Origin of the sequence: Nonomuraea sp. B19D2 (genome assembly GCF_040137845.1) — a bacterium.
Lineage (GTDB): Bacteria > Actinomycetota > Actinomycetes > Streptosporangiales > Streptosporangiaceae > Nonomuraea.
In genome coordinates this window covers 87,922-105,583 of the sequence record NZ_JBEFAK010000012.1, presented here as the reverse complement: position 1 = coordinate 105,583, position 17,662 = coordinate 87,922, and the positions used below count along the sequence as shown (strand labels likewise).

The 17,662-nt window shown below is 67.0% G+C and carries 19 protein-coding genes, 1 tRNA gene and 1 pseudogene; 12 read left to right on the top strand and 9 right to left on the bottom strand.

Annotated elements, in window-relative coordinates; all coding sequences use genetic code 11:
* Nucleotides 1–40: 40 nt before the first annotated feature.
* From ABN273_RS23145 to ABN273_RS23135, 3 genes are all read right to left on the bottom strand, one after another.
* Entirely contained in the window at nt 41–1,132 is a 1,092-nt protein-coding gene (locus ABN273_RS23145) for a S8 family serine peptidase (protein WP_349451041.1), read from the bottom strand.
* Nucleotides 1,072–1,971: a S8 family serine peptidase gene (locus tag ABN273_RS23140; protein ID WP_349451040.1), complete on the bottom strand. Its 900-nt coding sequence runs from the start codon at nt 1,969–1,971 to the stop codon at nt 1,072–1,074. The genes ABN273_RS23145 and ABN273_RS23140 overlap by 61 nt, the downstream gene beginning before the upstream one ends.
* 75 nt (nt 1,972–2,046) lie before the next feature.
* Nucleotides 2,047–3,183, bottom strand: a complete 1,137-nt coding sequence (locus tag ABN273_RS23135) for a phospholipase A2 (protein WP_349451039.1) — start codon at nt 3,181–3,183, stop codon at nt 2,047–2,049.
* On the opposite strand from ABN273_RS23135, the gene ABN273_RS23130 reads away from it, so the two are divergent.
* Nucleotides 3,133–4,386 (top strand): tetratricopeptide repeat protein, encoded by a 1,254-nt coding sequence (locus ABN273_RS23130; RefSeq protein WP_349451038.1) that lies wholly within the window; start codon nt 3,133–3,135, stop codon nt 4,384–4,386. The two genes, ABN273_RS23135 and ABN273_RS23130, sit on opposite strands and share 51 nt — an antisense overlap.
* A 200-nt stretch (nt 4,387–4,586) precedes the next feature.
* Here ABN273_RS23130 and ltrA read toward each other — a convergent pair whose 3' ends face one another.
* The gene (ltrA, locus tag ABN273_RS23125) at nt 4,587–5,870 is read right to left on the bottom strand and encodes a group II intron reverse transcriptase/maturase (RefSeq protein WP_349451037.1); all 1,284 of its coding nucleotides are present in this window, start codon (nt 5,868–5,870) and stop codon (nt 4,587–4,589) included.
* Nucleotides 5,871–6,327: 457 nt separating this feature from the next.
* A complete protein-coding gene (locus ABN273_RS23120; protein WP_349451036.1) occupies nt 6,328–6,894 on the bottom strand; it encodes a carbohydrate ABC transporter permease in 567 nt (188 codons plus the stop codon).
* 502 nt (nt 6,895–7,396) lie between these two features.
* Here ABN273_RS23120 and ABN273_RS23115 point away from each other — a divergent pair.
* Nucleotides 7,397–7,840 carry a DUF6623 family protein gene (locus tag ABN273_RS23115; protein ID WP_349451035.1) on the top strand — a complete coding sequence of 148 codons (444 nt, stop codon included), beginning with the start codon at nt 7,397–7,399 and terminating at the stop codon, nt 7,838–7,840.
* A 197-nt stretch (nt 7,841–8,037) separates the two neighbouring features.
* Nucleotides 8,038–8,133, top strand: a pseudogene (locus tag ABN273_RS59560) (transposase); the annotation flags it as partial.
* A gap of 267 nt (nt 8,134–8,400) precedes the next feature.
* Here the strand turns inward: ABN273_RS59560 and ABN273_RS59555 are convergent.
* A complete protein-coding gene (locus ABN273_RS59555) occupies nt 8,401–8,763 on the bottom strand; it encodes a GNAT family N-acetyltransferase (RefSeq protein ID WP_502911114.1) in 363 nt (120 codons plus the stop codon).
* Here ABN273_RS59555 and ABN273_RS59550 point away from each other — a divergent pair.
* The 7 genes from ABN273_RS59550 (at nt 8,758) to ABN273_RS23075 (ending at nt 12,509) form a co-directional block, all read left to right on the top strand.
* Nucleotides 8,758–9,093 (top strand): helix-turn-helix domain-containing protein, encoded by a 336-nt coding sequence (locus ABN273_RS59550; protein ID WP_502911119.1) that lies wholly within the window; start codon nt 8,758–8,760, stop codon nt 9,091–9,093. The genes ABN273_RS59555 and ABN273_RS59550 overlap by 6 nt on opposite strands.
* A 194-nt stretch (nt 9,094–9,287) precedes the next feature.
* Nucleotides 9,288–9,686 carry a macro domain-containing protein gene (locus ABN273_RS23100; RefSeq protein ID WP_349451033.1) on the top strand — a complete coding sequence of 133 codons (399 nt, stop codon included), beginning with the start codon at nt 9,288–9,290 and terminating at the stop codon, nt 9,684–9,686.
* A gap of 27 nt (nt 9,687–9,713) precedes the next feature.
* Nucleotides 9,714–10,061, top strand: coding sequence for a hypothetical protein (locus tag ABN273_RS23095; RefSeq protein ID WP_349451032.1), 348 nt, complete (start codon nt 9,714–9,716; stop codon nt 10,059–10,061).
* Complete coding sequence (locus ABN273_RS23090; RefSeq protein WP_349451031.1) at nt 9,971–10,360, top strand: tyrosine-type recombinase/integrase; 390 nt, start codon at nt 9,971–9,973, stop codon at nt 10,358–10,360. Before ABN273_RS23095 ends, ABN273_RS23090 begins: the two co-directional genes overlap by 91 nt.
* A 910-nt stretch (nt 10,361–11,270) precedes the next feature.
* Nucleotides 11,271–11,654: a hypothetical protein gene (locus ABN273_RS23085; RefSeq protein ID WP_349451030.1), complete on the top strand. Its 384-nt coding sequence runs from the start codon at nt 11,271–11,273 to the stop codon at nt 11,652–11,654.
* A 197-nt stretch (nt 11,655–11,851) separates the two neighbouring features.
* The gene (locus ABN273_RS23080) at nt 11,852–12,217 is read left to right on the top strand and encodes a DUF2809 domain-containing protein (protein ID WP_349451029.1); all 366 of its coding nucleotides are present in this window, start codon (nt 11,852–11,854) and stop codon (nt 12,215–12,217) included.
* The gene (locus tag ABN273_RS23075; RefSeq protein ID WP_349451193.1) at nt 12,147–12,509 is read left to right on the top strand and encodes a tyrosine-type recombinase/integrase; all 363 of its coding nucleotides are present in this window, start codon (nt 12,147–12,149) and stop codon (nt 12,507–12,509) included. The genes ABN273_RS23080 and ABN273_RS23075 overlap by 71 nt, the downstream gene beginning before the upstream one ends.
* A gap of 104 nt (nt 12,510–12,613) precedes the next feature.
* On the opposite strand, the gene ABN273_RS23070 is transcribed toward ABN273_RS23075, so the two are convergent.
* Nucleotides 12,614–12,685: transfer RNA gene (locus ABN273_RS23070), tRNA-Val, on the bottom strand.
* A gap of 484 nt (nt 12,686–13,169) precedes the next feature.
* Here ABN273_RS23070 and ABN273_RS23065 point away from each other — a divergent pair.
* Nucleotides 13,170–13,586, top strand: a complete 417-nt coding sequence (locus ABN273_RS23065) for an SsgA family sporulation/cell division regulator (protein ID WP_103958541.1) — start codon at nt 13,170–13,172, stop codon at nt 13,584–13,586.
* A gap of 4 nt (nt 13,587–13,590) precedes the next feature.
* Here the strand turns inward: ABN273_RS23065 and ABN273_RS23060 are convergent, their stop codons facing one another.
* The gene (locus tag ABN273_RS23060; protein ID WP_349451028.1) at nt 13,591–14,202 is read right to left on the bottom strand and encodes a DUF305 domain-containing protein; all 612 of its coding nucleotides are present in this window, start codon (nt 14,200–14,202) and stop codon (nt 13,591–13,593) included.
* Nucleotides 14,203–14,326: 124 nt separating this feature from the next.
* Between ABN273_RS23060 and ABN273_RS23055 the strand changes: the two genes are divergently transcribed.
* Nucleotides 14,327–15,682: an LVIVD repeat-containing protein gene (locus ABN273_RS23055; RefSeq protein ID WP_502911118.1), complete on the top strand. Its 1,356-nt coding sequence runs from the start codon at nt 14,327–14,329 to the stop codon at nt 15,680–15,682.
* A 71-nt stretch (nt 15,683–15,753) separates the two neighbouring features.
* On the opposite strand, the gene ABN273_RS23050 is transcribed toward ABN273_RS23055, so the two are convergent.
* Nucleotides 15,754–17,622, bottom strand: a complete 1,869-nt coding sequence (locus ABN273_RS23050; RefSeq protein ID WP_349451026.1) for a serine/threonine-protein kinase — start codon at nt 17,620–17,622, stop codon at nt 15,754–15,756.
* Between the last annotated feature and the right edge of the window lie 40 nt (nt 17,623–17,662).

Genomic DNA, 17,662 nt, shown 5'->3' with positions numbered 1-17,662 from the left:
CTGCACGCTCGCGCCCCAGAGGGCACTCACGCGCGGGCCTTCACCATCCCGCCTGAAGGCGGGAGCGCTGGCCCGCATTTCGGTAGAAGGGGAAGTCCATCGACCAGAAGTCGATGACACCGGCGTCGCCGGACCAGCCGTCGGTGACGCGGAGCTTCCAGGTCCCGTTCGGCGTCTCCACGGTGCTGGCGTCCACCCGGAAGGCCGCGTCGATCTCGTCGGCGTCGCTGGAAGAGGGTCCCTGCATCGAGTGGACCGTGCCGTCGGGGCTGATCAGGTCGAGCGAGAGGTCGCCCACCCAGGTGTGCTTGACGTAGACGTAGACGTAGACGTTCACGTACGCCGGCGCGTTCCCGAGCAGGCCGCTCACCTGGAGGGGGGATTCCGCAGTACCCGGGTCTGGAATCTTGTAGTCCGTTGCGCTCGAGTAGAAATCAGGCCACTGGCCGTTCTCCGGCTCGGTCGGCGTGGGGGTCGGGGTGGGCGTCGGCGTAGGGGTGGGTGTCGGGGTGGGCGTGGGAGTCGGCTGGGTGAGGGCGGCGGTGTCCAGCTTGAGCCTGGGAGTGGTGGCGGTCGGGTAGGTGATTGACTTGCCCGTGGACGTCATCCGGCCGATGAGCTCACCGATGCTGATGCCAGGGAATATCTGGCGGAGTACGGCCAGCGCTCCGGTCACATGCGGAGCGGCCATGGAGGTGCCGCTCATCGTGCCCCACTTGGCGCCGGGAATCGAGGAGAGGATCCCGGTGCCGGGAGCAAGCACGTCCAGCAGGGGTCCCCGGTTGCTGAAGGTGGAGATGGCGTCGTCGTCGGTGGTGCTGCCCACCGTGACCGCCGAGGAGACGCAGGCGGGGGCGGTGACCGCGTCGCCGTACCCGTTGTTCCCGGCTGCCACCACTGTGGCTATGCCCGCCTCCAGCAGGATGTCGATGATCTCCTTGCGCACGTCCGTCTCGCAGGCCGCGGTCCACCGGCCACCGCCCAGGCTCAGGTTGGCGGCCACCACGGGGATGCCGGACTCCTTGAGCTCTATGACCTTCTCCAGGCCGAGGAGCTGTGAACTGGTGAAGCTCAGCACGCACGGCGCGGCGCCCGCACCGCAGAAGTCCTCGGAGTCGAACTTGCTGAACACCTGGATCGCGACCAGCTGGGCGCCGGGGCCCCGCCGGCCGGCGGGGCTCCGGTGACGTTCGCGCCGTTGCCCACGGCGATGCCGGCCACGTGGGTTCCGTGGTCGCAGTCGAGGTTGGCGGCCGCGCACGGCCCCTGATCGGAGTCGGCCGCTCCGGTGCCCTCCTGCTCGTCCTCACCGTCGGGGCAGAGACTGGAGGCGCCGTACTCCGCGTCGGAGGGAGAGAAGCAGGCCTCGGCGACCACCCGGCCGGCGAGGAAGGTATGACTGCGTGCCACCCCGGTGTCGAGGACGGCCACCGCGCCGCCCGCGCCGGTCAGGCCCGCGGCCCTGGTCTTGTCGGCGCCGATCAGCGGGATGCTCTCGGCCAGGACCGGTGGGACGGGGACGTCCTCGGTGACGCTCACCACGCCGGCCTGCGCGGCCAGGCGGTCCAGGCCGGCCGCGTCGACCCGCATGGTGACCACGGGAAGGCGGGAGAAGGTCTTCAGGGCCGTTCCGGCGGCTGCCGCGGCGGGAAGCTGGTCCCGTGACCTGGTGAGCACGTTGACGCGGACCTTGCGGTTGTCGGTCGTCTTCTTGCGCAGTACGGGATCGATGGCGGGGGGATCAACGGCTTTTGTGGCTATGTCGGTTGGTTGTGGGGTCGGGGTCGGGGTCGCCGAGGCGGCCGGGGTGCCCACGAGCGCCGTGACGGTTAACGCCAGAGTGATGGCCGAAGACCACAGAGAGCTTTTCATGGCAGCATTCGCCTTACGCGGCAGGAGGATCAGCAGCGAGGTGGGCAAGGTGATGACCATCAGCACCACGCTCGGCCCGATGGGAGCGCCGGCGGTCACGGAGACGTGCTGTCCGGGACCTCCCTGAAAGGGACCGGATGGCGGTCGTGCCATCCGGTCCAGGGTCGCTTGCCTTCAGGGTCGCGACGTCTTCGTCGCGTCCGCGCCGTTCTTGGGCTTGCCCTTCATCACTCCGACCCGGTAGACGGCGGCCAGCTGGAGGCAGCCGGGCCGCGCGAGCTTGGAGTACTTGGGGCAGGTCTTCTTGGCGAGCGTGGTGAAGAACAGGTTGTCCACCTGGGACTTCTTGCTGCGGTCGAGGTACCACCGGTAGCCCTTGTAGGTGTTCCCGATCAGGCCGTAGCCGTAGTCGTGCATGTCACAGGCCACCCGGAAGTCGTACTTCCAGAACAGGTACCGGGGCTGATCCGGCGCCGAGGTGCAGTGGTCGTGGTTGATGCCGACGACCTGGAATCCGGTGGGGGTGTTCTTGAACTGCGGGTTGTGCCAGCCGTAGTGCGCGGCCCAGGACGAGCAGCCCCGCTTCGTGTACCACAGCCAGTGCGTGGCGGTGGTGCAGTAGCTGGGAGAGGACAGCGTCCCGTCGACGTCGGACGCGGGCCCGGTGACGAGGGGATTGTCGGCGGCCGGGCGGTCGGGCTCGGTGGAGGCCGCCGCGGGGGCGGCGCTGTCGGCCGGGAAGGACAGGTCCCATCCGCCCAGGTCGAGCGAGCTCATCTGGTCCAGGCGGCCCGCCGCGTCGTAGGCGTACGTCTCCGCGGGAGTGCCGCTGCTGGGGTCGCTCGTGGCGCGGAGCCAGCCCGACAGGTCGTAGTCGAAGCTGGCCACGGTCTTCGGCGCCTCGGTGCCGGAGACGAGCGTGATCTCCTTGACCTGGCCGGCGTAGTCGCCGAACGAGCCGGCGGTGGCGGTCGTGGTGGTCGCGTAGTGGAGTGTCACCGTCTCTTCCGGCTTCTCGCCGACGGCCGGTTCCTTGATGGTGCTGATCCGTCCGGCGGAGTCGTAGGTCAGCGAGCTCGTGCCGAACGCAGTGGTTCCGAAACCGGCGACACGCCAGTTGTCGCCCTGGAGCGTGCCGAGCTTGGTCCAGGTGTAGGTGGGGCTCAGCTCGGCCGCGGTGAACGGGGCGCCGCCGTCGTTCACGAAGGTGTCGTCGCCCTCGTCCGCCGTGGCCAGCTGCCCGCCGCCAGCCTCATCGGCATGTCCCTGACCCAGACGCGTCCCTTGCTGGCCGAGCTGACGCGCACGCACCTGCTCACCCAGCACGCTCATGGCCGCTACGCCTTCCATGACCTGTTGCGGGCCTACGCCGCCGAGCTCGCGAGCGCCTACGAGGTCGAGTCCGGACGGCAGGCCGCCCTCCACCGGCTGCTCGACCACTACGTGCACACCGCACACCACTCGGCCCGGCTGCTCAACGTCCATCAGAACCCTCTGGTCCTGGCGCCGCCCCAGCCCGGGGTCGTCCTGTCGGTGCCGACCGACCACGCGCAGGCGTGGGAATGGTTCAAGGCCGAGCATCCGGTCCTGATGGCGGCCGCCTCCCTTGCCGCGCAGTCAGGGTTCGACACGCATTTATGGCAGCTCGCATGGCTTTTAAATGATTTTCTGGACCGGCAGGGTCGATGGCGTGAACAGGCCGGACTCCAGGAGCTGGGCCTGGAGGCGGCCCGCCGTACCGGTGACAAGATCGGGCAGGCGCACGCCTACCGCAACCTCGGGTGGGCGCTCACCAAGCTGAGCCGCTATGACGACGCCCTCGGGCATTTCCAGTCCGCGCTCCGGCTCTACGGCGAGCTTGGCGACCTCACCGGCGCCGCGCACACGCACGGGAACATGTCGGGAGTGCTCGAACGGCAGGCACGCTACCGGGAGGCGCTCGGCCACGCCGAGCAGGCGCTCGACCTCTACCAGCGGACCAACCATCAGGCCGGGCAGGCAAGGGCACTCAACGCGGTCGGCTGGCACCACACGTTGCTCGGCGAGCATCCCAAGGCCCTCGCCTACTGCCGGCAGGCGCTCGACCTGCAGTATCTGACGGGCGACCTGCACGGCCAAGCAGCGACCTGGGACAGCCTGGGCCACATCCATCATCATCTCCAGCAGCACGAGCAGGCCATCGACTGCTACCGGCAGAGCCTGGAGCTGTTCCGGCACGCGGGGGACCTGTGCAGCGTGGCGGGAACGCTCACCCGGCTGGGTGACAGCCACGAGAAGCTGGGCGAGGGCGAGACCGCCCGGCTCATCTGGGGCGACGCGCTGCAGATCTTCGAGGAGCTCGAACATCCCGACGCCCAGCGGGTCAGGGCGAGGCTCGCGGGACTGCAGGACTGGGGTTCCGTCGTTCATGAGCACATCAGGCTCGATCGGCTGGTCCGCCCCGCCGACCCGGCTGAGCGGCACGACGGCCAGCACCGCCGTCATCCCGCACAGCCCTTGCCCGAACTTTCGTGATCTCAAGCAGGCCGGGGGTTCCTACCTTCCCGCTGTGCCGGTGAGCATGATGCCTCTGATGAAGCACTTCTGCGCCGCCATGAACACCACGATGACCGGAATCAGGGCCGGCATGGACACCGCCATCATGAGGTTGTGGAGAGTAGGCCGGGGGAATCGCACCCCCGGCCTCTCGCAGAACCGGACTTAAACCTCTCGGCTTATCCGGCTCCCATCGCCCAGCCGTCAGGACGAGCGCCGAGTCGCCAGTGCGCGAACAGGCGGGGAGACCTTCGAGAGATCTCCGCCAGCCAGGCCATCGCGCGCCGTTCCCGGCGTTTGAGCCGCTTGTATTTCCGGCACGCCCACCCCACCAGGAGCTTGTTGAGATGCCGGAGGAAGGAGAGCAACCGGGACCGGTAGAAGCGCCCGTAATAGTTGATCCACCCCTGCACGATGCTGTTGAACATGCGGGCAAGGTCGTCCAGAGACTTGTCACTGCGCCGGGACAGATGCCAGGAGCGGATCACCGCTCCCATCGCCTTCATCGCCTGCGTGCTGACCGCGGGCAAGAACGACACGAAATGCTTGCCGTGCTTGTTCTTGGCCAGCCGGGGCCGGAACTCATACCCCAGGAACGTGAACCGGATGTGCTCGTGCGAGTCCGTCCGGTCGGCGTCCTTGCAGTAGACGATGCGGGTCTTGTCCGGATGCAGCTCCAGCCCGACCTGCGCCAGACGCCTTGCAATCGCGTCTCGCACGTATTCGGCCTGCCGGCGGCTGCCGCAGTGCACCACCGCGTCATCGCAGTACCGCTCGAAACCAAGCGCCGGAAATTCCCGGGCGAGCCAGGTGTCGAACGCGTAATGCATGAACAGGTTTGCCAGCAAAGGTGAAATCGCCGACCCCTGCGGGGTCCCACGATCTCGGGCGAGCAGGGTGCCATCCTGCCGTTGCATCGGAGCGGTCAACCACCGCTGGACATACAACAGGATCCACCGCTGATCCGGGGAGATGTGGCGGGCGACGGCCTTGAGCACCAGGTCGTGCGGCACCGTGTCGAAGAAGGCCCGGATGTCCATATCGATCACCCAGTCCTTCCTCCAGCACCGCACCCGGCACGCCCCGACCGCATCCAACGCCGACTTGCCCGGCCGATAGCCGTACGAATCCGGATGGAAGATCGGCTCGACCTCCGGCTCCAGATACATCCGCACCACCGTCTGGGCCACCCGGTCAGCCACAGTCGGCACGCCCAGCACCCGCACCCCCCTACCTCCCGGCTTGGGGATCTCCACCGCCTTCACCGGCGGCGGGAAGTACGAGCCCGACGACAACCGATTCCAGATCTTGTATAAGTTCCGGTCCCGATCAGCCTCGAACTGCGCGATCGACTCCTCATCGACCCCCGCCGCCCCCTTGTTGGCCTTGACTCTCTGAAACGCCTCCCAGACCTTCCACTTGTCGATCTGAAACGGCTTGTCCTGCTGCCTGAGTTCGCTCACCTGGCTCCTCCCGACCCGATCAGATGACCAGCCGGTTGACCACCAAGCGACTCCGGGCGACCCGGCCCCTTGGCTCCACGCCCGTTACGGCGCTTCATCGCTACTACGAGCCGGTCCGTCCCTCCGCCTCGCCCCGGTACTCGGCCCCTTGCAGTGTCCGCTGCTTGGGGTACTCCCTTCGGCCAGGCACTCCAACACGCGCCCGGCACCGCTGAGGCGGCAGGTTCCCACGTTCCGTACTGGCGCCCAAGCCGAGCTCGCGCCACCTTGACGCCGGTCACCACCTGGCCAGCAAGCAGGCACCCGCCAGGCTCATCCCGGGGCAACAACTGGACCCCGGTTTCGATGACGCCGCTACGCTTTCGACGTTTCATCAGTGGTTCACTCTCGTTCGCCTTCTCGGCTCACACCTGACGCATCTCGTGCGCCTTTTCCGCGACGCTCACCACCACGACCCTTAAGCCGCAGCAGCTCGCGGTGGTTTGGGACCTCCCCCTGCATGGGCGATCCCGGAGGACCTACCTCCATCACCAGCACAGCACCGCATCCGAAGTTCGCGATCTTCTACATCACAACCTCCATCAGCGTTCGTGGCGCACAGTCGTCGGCGTACTGGCGTCACGGTCGCGATCGCCGGCTTGGACAGCGGGATCATGATCCGCCAGAGGATCCGCAGTTCCCCCGCGCCGTCGATGCGCGCCGCCTCCACCAGTTCCTGCGGGATCGTGGTGAAGAACTGCCTGAGCAGGAAGATGTACAGCGCGGTGCCGAAGAAGTTGGGCAGGAACAGCGGCCAGAAGGTGTCCACCAGATCCAGCTGGGAGAACAGGAGGAACCTCGGCACGATGACCACCTGCGCGGGGATCATCATCGTGCCCAGCATCAGCGCGAAGGCCACACCGCGCATCCGTGAGCGCAGCCGCGCGAAGGCGTAGGCGGGCAGGATGCTCCCGCCGCCCTCCCGAGGCGGCAGAGATCTGCGGCGCTCATGCGCCTCACCCTGCTCGATCAAGGGATCGACCATGATCTCGCTCATCGTCACGGGTGACGTATCACGTGGGCCTTTCCCAGACGCTCACCACGACGACCTCCAGCCCACTCGGCCTTGAGGCGGTTTCTGCAGGGGCAACGCCGAAGGGCCAGATCTTCATCTCCTGCGCAACGACCTCACCTTCCTCGCCGGTGGCGCACTTAATTGACAAGCTAAATCCACAGGGCGAACAGCCCAAATGGCTGCGGCTTGCAGGGCATCCATCCACAATCGATGGACATGCAACCCTTTGGCACGCATCGCAAGCTTTTTCACACTTCGTTCGGTAGAAATATATTTTCCCCGAAATTATAGCGAGATGAATATCCCCAACTTTAGGGATGCCAAGCTTTCCTCAAGGCGTTTTATCGTGGGGTGACCAGGGAGCCCAAACCCTCAAGAAACAAGCCGGCATGCGAAATAAAGCTGCCAAACAGGGTCGACTCTCGCGCAACCACGAAAATCCACAGCCAACCAAACCGCAAGGAGTACGACGATGTCGAAGTTGTACGCGTCATGGCAGCACGGATTCACGGCCGTAGCCGAGAACCCCAGCACGAGCGCACTGCGTCAGGGATTCGGCGTAACCTTCTCGCTTCCGGCGAACGGCGGCGACTGGATCCACCTGGCCATTCCCACCCCGGTCATCGTCGAAGACCGCCGGGCCACCCTGGACAGGGTGCTGATCCTCTTCGACGCGCGAGAGACCAGCGCACTCCTCGCTGTGCATGTGTGGGACGGCCCGAACCGCATCCTGGTCAGGGAGGGTCTCAAGATCGAAGGTGATCACGCGCACGGCCTGAGCGGGGACAACGTCTTTCCGGTAGGCCGCGACGGCATCAACTGGGGGTGTGGGATCTCGATGTTCTTCACCGCCGGTCAGATCGACAGCCACGTCTTCATCGCCGGTTTCGGCGGGGACTTCTCACACAACATCTGACTGGACCGGCGCCCCTCGGCGGGGGGGCAGCCCACCGCCGAGGAACTCATCCAATGGCGCCTTGACGAGACGGGCTCTGCTTCTGGTTCGCGGCCAGGGCAGAGCCTTTCGCGTGTCAGCAGGCGATCCCGGAGCAGGCGGACGCCTTTGCCACCCATGCCGGGATGGGCGGCTGTGGCGAGGGGCCGCTGGCCGGTGGGATACGGTGGCGGCCCCGGACCGGGGCGCCGTGGCGGGATCTGCCGGAACGATCTGGGCCGCGGGACCGGGCCTATGACGTTTTCCGACGTTGGCACCGCGCACGCGACCCAACCGTGTGCGCGCCGACAAGGCGTACGCCTCCCGCAAGAACCGTGGATAGCTGCGCCGTCGAGGCATTCGCCGCAACATCCCGGACAAGGCGGACCACGTCCGCAACCGTAAGAACCGTGGTTCCAGCGGAGGGCGCCCCCGAAGCTTGACAAGACCGACTACCGTGAGCGCCACGCGGTCGAGTGCGGCATCAACCGCCTCAAAAGGCATCGGGCCGTGGCCACGAGATAAAACAAACTCGCCGTCCGCTACGCGACGACCGTCCTCGTCGCTGCCATCAATGAATGGCTGTGACCAGCGTCATCGAGAGCAATCCAGTAGCGGCACTTGACCCCGATTTCAGTGCTGCGCACATCTTCCAGGACACCGCCGTTGCTTTCGATGGTGCGCGCCGAACCGACATCGCCATCGTCACAGGTGGGAAGGACTCGGTCCAGACCGAGCGCCGGCGCCTTGAGTACAACCGCTCCCAGCGCCCACGCGGCCAGTCCTTGTCTTCTGAAAGAAGGCCGAATGCTGTAACCGATGCGTCCACCGCCTTCCAGCAGAAAGGCGTTCAGACAGTGTCGAAGGTCGATGGCTCCGAGGTAGGTCTCGCCGTCTAGATCCACCAATGGGCGGCGTGGACGCGTCCTTGCCGCTATCGCGATCAGGGCCTGGCCGGGCTGTCGGACCGTTCGTCCCGCCCCCGGACGTCACCGACCCGGACACCGGCCGAGGTGGAGGTGCGGATCTGCGAGCTGCGGCGTAACCACCCTCGCTGGGGCGCCCGCCGGCTGGTCTGGGAGCTGACCCGCCGGAACTGCCCCGGGCCGGTACCGTCCCGGGCGACGGTGCACCGGGTGCGCGCCACGGCTTGGCGCAGGTCATCCCCGCCCCACCGGCCGGGCCGTCTGCCTGGCCCTCGCCGCGGCGTTGAGCCGGTACGGGACCCCCGATGAGCTGCTCACTGACAATGCACTGCGGCGTCATGACGTGACCGTTTTGCGCTGCTCGGCATCCGCAGAACGTTTTCTACTGATGATCGCGCGGGACATGAATGTCGGGGCTCTGGCGTACCTTCCACACCGTGATCTCTTATGTGACCGGTGACGCGACCCATCCCCACGGCCAGAGACCAAAGGTCATCTGCCACGTGTGCAACGACATCGGCGGCTGGGGCAAGGGTTTCGTCCTTGCTCTCTCCCGGCGCTGGCCACAGCCGGAAGCCGACTACCGAGCCTGGCACCGCTCTGGTAACGACTTCCAGCTGGGGGCAATCAGGCTGGTGCAGGTCGAGCCCCAGCTATGGGTCGCGAACATGATCGGCCAGCACGGCATCCGGCCCACCGAGGACGGCCCGCCTATCCGCTACGACGCCCTGGACCGTTGCCTGTCCACTCTGGGCGACGAAACGCTGAGCCTTCACGCGAGTGTCCACATGCCTCGGATCGGCGCTGGTCTCGCGGGCGGCTCTTGGGAGCGGATCGAACCGCTTATCCTCAAGCAGCTGACCGAGCGCGGTATCGCGGTCACGGTCTACGACCTGCCCTAACCGCTTGGCTCTACTGAGGCCCTCAACATGCCTGGTCGCAATAGCCTGCGGTACCGTCATCCCACATCCCTGACACTCACGCAGGCTGAAGCGGTACTCAACGCCGCCGAGCACACGAAGCCGTGGCAGTGGGCGTACGTGGCGCTGTCACTACTCACAGGCGCCCGAACGGAGGAGCTGCGTGAGCTCGCCTGGTCGCACGTCGTCGCCTACGACAAAGAGCTCCAGGGGTGGCGGCCGGTGACCGAGGCCGGTTGGGACCATGACGACTTCGCCGTGTACGTGTGGTGGTCGGTCCGCGCCAGCGGGGACACCAAGACCCTCAGTCGCGCCGTACGCTCCAGCTCCCCCACTGCTGTGTTCACCACACTCTGATCGCCTTCTGGGACCACCTGAACACCCGGGGGATCGCGCCCAGCCAGGACGACCAGGCCCATGTGGTGTTCGCCACCCGAAACGGCACCAAGATGAGCGCAGGCAACGTCCGTCGGGAGTTCCGACGAGTGATCACCCGAGCCGGTCTGGTCGGCACCGACTGGACGCCGCGGGAGATGCGGCACAGCTTCGTCTCGTTGCTGTCAGCAGACGGCGTCCCGATCGAGAACATCGCTCGGCTGATCGGCCACCGGATTTTCCCAGGTAACGACCATGGAGCAGGACAGTCACCCGGTTAGTCACTTGGAAGATCAAAAGGGCCACTCCCCTTGTTGGGATGTGGCCCTTGACCTTGGTGGGCGATACTGGGATCGAACCAGTGACCTCTTCGGCGTGAAGGAACACTGGGGAGTCTGAGGATGTCGATGCGAGTCGATCGGGTGCCTCTCACCTTGCAGAACCCTCCGGGGAGGGCGCGGGAAGTCTGAGGGAGCCGCAAGGCGGTGGCTCCCAATATTGGCTCCCGTGGCTCCTCCCGGAGGCGGCAGAGGAACATATGACCGACAAGATCGAGAAGTACGTTCTCGGCGGCAATGACGGCATTTCCCTCAGGACGCTGCCGACCGAATCAGGTTGCACGATCTGCAGCACTCATACGCCTCGCTCCTGCTCGATCAAGGGATCGACCACGTTCTCGCTCATCCTCACTTGTGTGGGAAGGACTCCTGCGGCGCGGGCTGGTCAGAGACTGGCCCGGCCCACCCCCACGGGCGTGGAGAGGACGCCGGCGGGCTGTTGCGATGGTAGCGGGCACCGGCTCACCCACGTACGTGGAGAGGACTTCGGGGTGCCGGACAGCAGGCCGGTGATGAGCGGCTCACCCCCAGGTGCGTGGGGAGGACGCGATCGTCCCGATGATGCCGCCCTTGCCCACCGGCTCACCCCCACGCACGTGGGGTGAGCCGTAGAAGAAGAGCCGGGCCCTTCCCTCGACGGCGTCCTCCCCATGCACGTGAGGGTGAGCCGGACCTGAAGGGCGGTGTGCACGGTTAGGAATTTCTCCAGGTGGGCGGCCAGCATGATCCAAGCTGGTGGCCTTGAGATTTCCATGCGGCGTCTGGGTGGGCGGATAGGTCAGGATGCTTTCGACCGAGCGAGGTGGAACCTACCCGGCGGAATTGGTCGGACACATGCACGCCGGACAACATCGTGTTTTGGGACGGTAAGGCGGCCGCGCTGGTCGGCCTCGACATCGCCAAGCCGAATGCCGGGGTGGATGAGGTGGCCAACGCGATGATGTACTGGCCACCGCTGTGCGACCCCGTCGACACCGACCCGCTGTTGCGGGAGATGGACGTGCCGCGCCGCTGCCGGATCCTGACCGACGCCTACGGGATGTCAGGCGTCGACCGTTCCCGGCTCGTCGAGGTGTTCGCGCTGCGGACCCGGTTGGCGTGGTTTCTGATGAAGCAGAGAGCCGAGGAGCGGGGCGGTGGCTGGATGAGGATGCGGGATGAGGGCCATCGGCAATGGGATCAAGCGGCGCGAGGCCTGGCTGGATCGGCCATGGCGCGGTCATCGAGGCGGCGCTGAGCGCACCGCAACCCCCCGTTTTATCTGGTCGGGCCTCATTCCGGATGAATCGTCACTACGTTCCAGCGTGCTGGCATGCCGTCGCCATAGCACTCCACTGCGGTCGCTGACTCTGCGCGATCAGCATGCCGCCATAAGGGACGAGCTCTATGATCAGTTCGTCCTGATCGTTGAGATTCGGAGAAGATGTCAATCTCATGCGCCGCGCCATGGTCCTTCTGGGTGGCGTCGCCCTCGCCGTCGGCACGTTTGTCCTCTTCTACCGGGGCCCGGGACAACCGTTCATCCGCGGTTACGTGAGCGACGTCGTCGCCACCATGCTCGTCTACGCGTTCTTGGGGCTGCTGTGGCCCACCACCGCCGTACGCCGCACCGTGGCCACGGCCGCGATCGCCGCCGCCGTCGAGTTCTACCAAATAGTCGGCATGACCCCGCCGGGCATCGGCGGTGTCCTGGTCGGCGCGTTCCCCGACCCATGGGACCTGGTCGCCTATGCAATCGGTGTGGTCGCGGCACTGGCCTGGGAACGCCGATTGGTCCGATCCGGTGATCAGACCGGCTGACTCTCGGACGCCACCCCACCAGCACGCTGACGGTACGGATGCCCCACAGCGGCGAGGTCATCAGATCACCAAAGATGCGGGGATCGGAACCAACTGGACACCCCACGAGCTACGTCACTCGTTCGTCTCCATCATGAGTGACCAGGGCGTCCCCATCGAGATCATCGCCGATCTCGTCGGGCACGCGGGCACCAGCGTCACGGAAGCGGTCTACCGGCACCAACTCAGGCCGGTGATCACCAAGGGCGCCCACACGATGAACACCATCTTCGGCGACAAGCCGACGGGTTGAGTCCGAGTGAGATGGCTCCCCGATTGGCTCCCATCGACTCTCAGACATGAGAAAAGCCCGCTACTCATGACGAGCAGCGAGCCTCTCACCAGCGATCTTTCCTGTGGGCGATACTGGGATCGAACCAGTGACCTCTTCGGTGTGAACGAAGCGCTCTCCCGCTGAGCTAATCGCCCGCCCTGCCGGCTCCTTTGCGGTGCCGACGGGGAAAACCATACCGCACTCTGGCACCTGCTGGCGAAGCGAAGCGGTTGGGCGGCGGCTGGAGGGGCGGTTCGGGCGGGTTGCCGGGGGCCATGACGAGGGCGGAGGGGAAGGATTCGGGTGAAACGCGGCGGTTGCCCATCGGCACGGCGGGTCGGTGGCATACCATCGACGTGTTCCGGTTGGCATCGGCCGTGATCTTTTGGCGAGAAACGTTCATGGTCGGCGCGCCGGGACAGGCTCCGCAAGACGCAAAACCCTTGTAAATACGACCCGATTGATGCCGTTTAGCCTGGTAGATGCCTAAATGTCCAGCTGTGATGTGCGTTACAGAAGGCCCTCGGAGCGGAATCTTTCCTACGGGTTTCTTCGTTCCGCGTCATAGCTCAGGACGAAGTCCGTCAGAGCAGTGAAAGCCCCGAAGAGGGGACCTACGACGAAAAGGTTTGGCTGACGATGAACAGCACCACCGTCTCCGCCGAGCTTGGCCTTCGGCTTGTGGTCCCCGACCGTACTACCGTCCCCCTGCTCGCCGGACTGAGTTACACAGCCGACGATCCGTACGCCATCCGCATGGCCTTCCACGTAGGGAACGACGAACCGGTCGAGTGGATCTTTGCCCGCGAGTTGCTGACCGTGGGCATCGTGAGGCGTGTCGGCGACGGCGACGTGCAGGTGTGGCCCGCGCGGGCCGACGGCGAGCGAACGCTCCATATCAGCCTCACGTCCCCTTTCGGGCAGGCGCTCTTCGAAGTGCCGCTGGCGCCGCTCACCGAGTTCCTCCATCGCACGTACGAGAAGGTCCCGGCGGGACGCGAAACCGACTACATGGACCTGGACGCCGAGCTGACCAACATGCTCTGGCCGTCCTAGGGATCTAGGCGGGCAGCGTCTCCAAGACCTTCCGCATGCGCGCGATCTCGATGCTCTGACCCGAGTACACGTCCTTCGCCAGCAGCCGCATGCGCCGGTCCCGGCCGGTCGCCAGCTCCTCCCCCGCCATCTTCACCGCGCCCTCGTGGTGCCTGGTCATCAGTTGCAGGAACATGCGGTCGAAGACCGTCTCCTTGGCCGCGCGCAGGGCGTTCAGCTCCTCCTGCGTCGCCATGCCGTACGCCGTCGCCTGCGCGTGCGTGTGGGCGGCGGGAGCGGAGCGGCCGAGCTCGGCCAGCCACCCGGTCATGGCCTTGATCTCCGGGGTCTGGGCGGCCGTGATCTGACGGGCGAACGAGCGGATGGAGGCCGTGGTCGTGCGGTCGTTCACCAGAGAGGTCATCTCCAGGGCCTGGCGGTGATGCGGGATCATGGCCTCCGCGAAGCGCACGTCCGAGGCCACCGTCGCCGCCGGCGTCTGCCCGAGGCGCTCCCCCGGGGTCGCGGTGCGGCCCGGCGCGCCTGGACTTCCCGGCACGATGACGGGCGCCTCCGTCCCCACCGGTGAGGGTCCGCTGGGCTGCTCGGAGCAGGCGGCGAGGGCAAGTGTGGTCATAACTGTGATGAAGACCGTACGCGGCCGCGAATCTCCTGGCATAGCTTCCATAGTGAGCTACGAGAGACAAAGGGGATGTGCGTTGATCTCTGCCAAATTGCGCGGAGCGTTGCTGTGTACGGTGCTGCTGGTGACCTCTGCGTGCGCGGCGGGCCAGCAGGCGGCCGGGGCGCCGACGCCCGCCACCTCGACGCAGGAGACCAGCGCTCCACCCACGGCATCCTCGTCCTCGGCGACGGCCACCGGTGACGTGATGACGAGCGGCAACGTCAAGCTCGTCGCGAACATGCCGAGGAAGGCCCCGCTGAACGGCGAGGATGACTTCAACACCGACCTGGCGTTCCAGGGCGACTACGCGTACGTGGGCAACTTCGGCGGGTTCGCGATCTACGACATCAGCGACCCGGCCAAGCCCCGGATCGTGAGCCAGGTGGCCTGCCCGGCGCAGCAGAACGACGTCAGCGTGTACGGCGACCTGCTCATCCTGTCGATCGACGAGCCGCAGGCCGACGAGCGATGCGGCTCCGGCGACGGCGGCCGCGAGTGGGAGGGCCTGCGGATCTTCGACATCAGCGACAAGCAGAGTCCCAAGTACGTCAGCGCGGTCAGGACCGACTGCGGCTCGCACACGCACACGATGGTCCCGGATGGGGAGAAGCTGTACGTGTACGTCTCCTCGCCCGGCCCAGAGCCCGAGTCGAAGACCTGCCCGCCGCCCCACGAACTCATCCAGATCGTAGAAATCCCAACAAAGTCGCCCCAGTCCGCAAAAATCGTGGCGAAGCCGGATATCTTCCCCGAGCGCCAGCACTCCGATCTCGCCTCCGGCTGCCACGACATCACCGCGTACCCCGAGAAGAAGCTGGCCGCGGCCGCCTGCTTCGGCGACGGCGTGCTGCTCGACATCTCCGACCCGGTCAAGCCGAAGGTGCTCCAGCAGATCACCGACACGGAGAACTTCCAGATCTGGCACTCGGCGACGTTCAACAACGACGCCACGAAGGTCGTCTTCAGCGACGAGCTGGGCGGCGGCGGTCAGGCCACGTGCGACCGCAACACACCGGCCACGAAGGGCGCGGACGCCGTGTACGACATCGTGAACGGCAAGCTGGAGCGGCGCGGCTACTTCAAGATCCCCAGGGAGCAGCAGGAGCAGGAGAACTGCGTGGCCCACAACGGCTCGCTGATCCCGGTGCCGGGCAAGGACATCATGGTGCAGTCGTGGTACCAGGGCGGGGTGTCGATCTGGGACTTCACCGACTCCGCCCACCCGAAGGAGATCGGCTACTTCGAACGCGGCCCGGTCCCGGGCAGCGGCCACATCGCGGGCTCGTGGTCGGCGTACTACTACAACGGGTACATCTACTCGAGCGACATCCTCAAGGGCCTGGACGTCCTGGAGATCGACGACCCGCTCACCGACCCGGCCAAGGGGGTCAAGATGGACGACTTCAACGTGCAGACCCAGAAGTCGTACTGACGCCGGGACCGTGACGGCGGCAACACCCCGAAGCGGCGGGGGGAGGTAGAGCCGGGGGCTGAGCGCCTGTCCTACGCCGGGGCCTTGATGTCCCCCTGCCGCCACCTGTCGAACATCGTGGCGTAGGTGGAGGCGAGCTCCTCACCACCGACCGGCACCCGCCAGGACAGGGTGAAGCTCTTGGGCCGGTTCGCGGTGTCGAGCTCGATGTTCCAGCTGATCCGGGTCCCCTTGAGCCGGCTCAGCGTCCAGTTCGCGGGTTCCGCCAGCCGCTCCTTGATGGGCTGCGGCGCGGAGCCCGCGTCCAGGCCGCCGGAGTACCGGCGACCGGCTCCGCTGACTTGCGGCGTGTGCCCGACGAGATCGAGGATCACGCCGAGGCCGGACATGATGGTGATCATGTCGATGTAGCCCCGGGCGTCGTGTTCGGCGTCTTCCGCCAGGTGCTTGCCGTTGATGTACAGGCCGTCGGCGCCGTCCGCCGACAGGACGACCACGTCGATGGAGCCCACGTCCGGGCCGGTGACCTTCATGGCGAAGTCGCAACTTCCCGCGCTGAATCCCGCCTCGGGCCGGAAGCGGGTCCGGCCGTGGCCCGTGGCATGGAAGTTGCTCTGCGTCAGCCCGCCTTCGAACGTCATGTCCGCCATCGGCCGTACCGAGATCGCGCTCTCCATGGCGATCGCGAGCTCCTGCCCGACGGCAGGCGGCGGGCTGACCGCCGCCGGCGTCGTTGAGCTCGTCGCGCCGCTCGCTCCGGTGGCCGGTGACGCGCCGCGGCCCGACGACTGGGGCCGCGCCTCGCGCCACCACACCACGCCGCCCGTCGTGGCCGCCGCGACGGCGACCGCGCCCAGTCCCAGCAGTACGGCCCGCCGTCCCATCCGCCCACGCTCCGCCGCACCCCGCCCGGCGGCATCCGACTCGCGGACGCCTGCTGCGGAGGCGCCCGCAGGGGGCGGCGCGACAGCGGACCCGGGTGCGGAGGCACCGGCAGGGGACGGCGCGGCAATGGACCTCGGGGTGGAGGCGCCGGCAGAGGGCCGCGCCGCTGTCGAGCCGGTTCCGGTGGTGCGGTCGGGGGACGGCGCGGTGATCGAACCGGGTGCGGTGGTGCGGTCGGGGGGCGGCGCGGTGGTGGACTCCGGCGCAGTGGCCGGAGCGGTGGCGGACTCGCCCAGGAGCTCCAGGAGCACCGTACGGGCGCTGGGTCGCTGGGCGGCGTCCTTGGCGAGGCAGCGCCGCACGATCCCGCGCAGCGGCTCCGCCAGGTCCCCGAGATCCGGCTCGCCGTGCAAGATCCGGTACGCCACCGCCGGAAACGTGTCCCGGCCGAACGGCGGCCGCCCCGTGGCCGCGAACGTCATCGTCGAGCCCCAGGCGAACATGTCCGACGCGGGCCCCACCGAGGACTCCGAGAGCTGCTCGGGCGACATGTACGGCGGCGTCCCCGACGCCGAGCCCTTCGTCACCGTGGCGTCCACCAGCCGGGAGATGCCGAAGTCGATCACCCGCGGCCCGTCCGGCCCCAGCAGCACGTTGCCGGGCTTGAAGTCCCTGTGCACCACCCCGGCCCGGTGGATCGCGGCCAGGGCGGTGACGGTGCCGATGGCCAGCCGGATCAGCGCGGCCCCGCGCACCGGCCCCGCCGCCGACAGGGCGGGGCCGTCGATGTACTCGCTGGCCACGTACGGCGGATCGTGGTCCAGGTCGGCGACGAGAACCCGGGCGGTGCAGAACTCGTCCACCATCCGGGCGGCGGCGAGCTCGCGCGCGAAGGCCCTGTCGATCCCGCCGGTCATCACCTTGACGGCGGCCTGCCCGCTCTCAGGCGACTCGGCCAGGTAGACGACGCCCTGCCCGCCCTGCCCGAGGCGGCCCACGATGCGGAACTCCCCCACCACTGGGGGATCACCGGCGCGGAGGGGATCGACTGCCACACTCGCCTCACAAGATCAGTTGCGCGGCAAGAGAGTATCT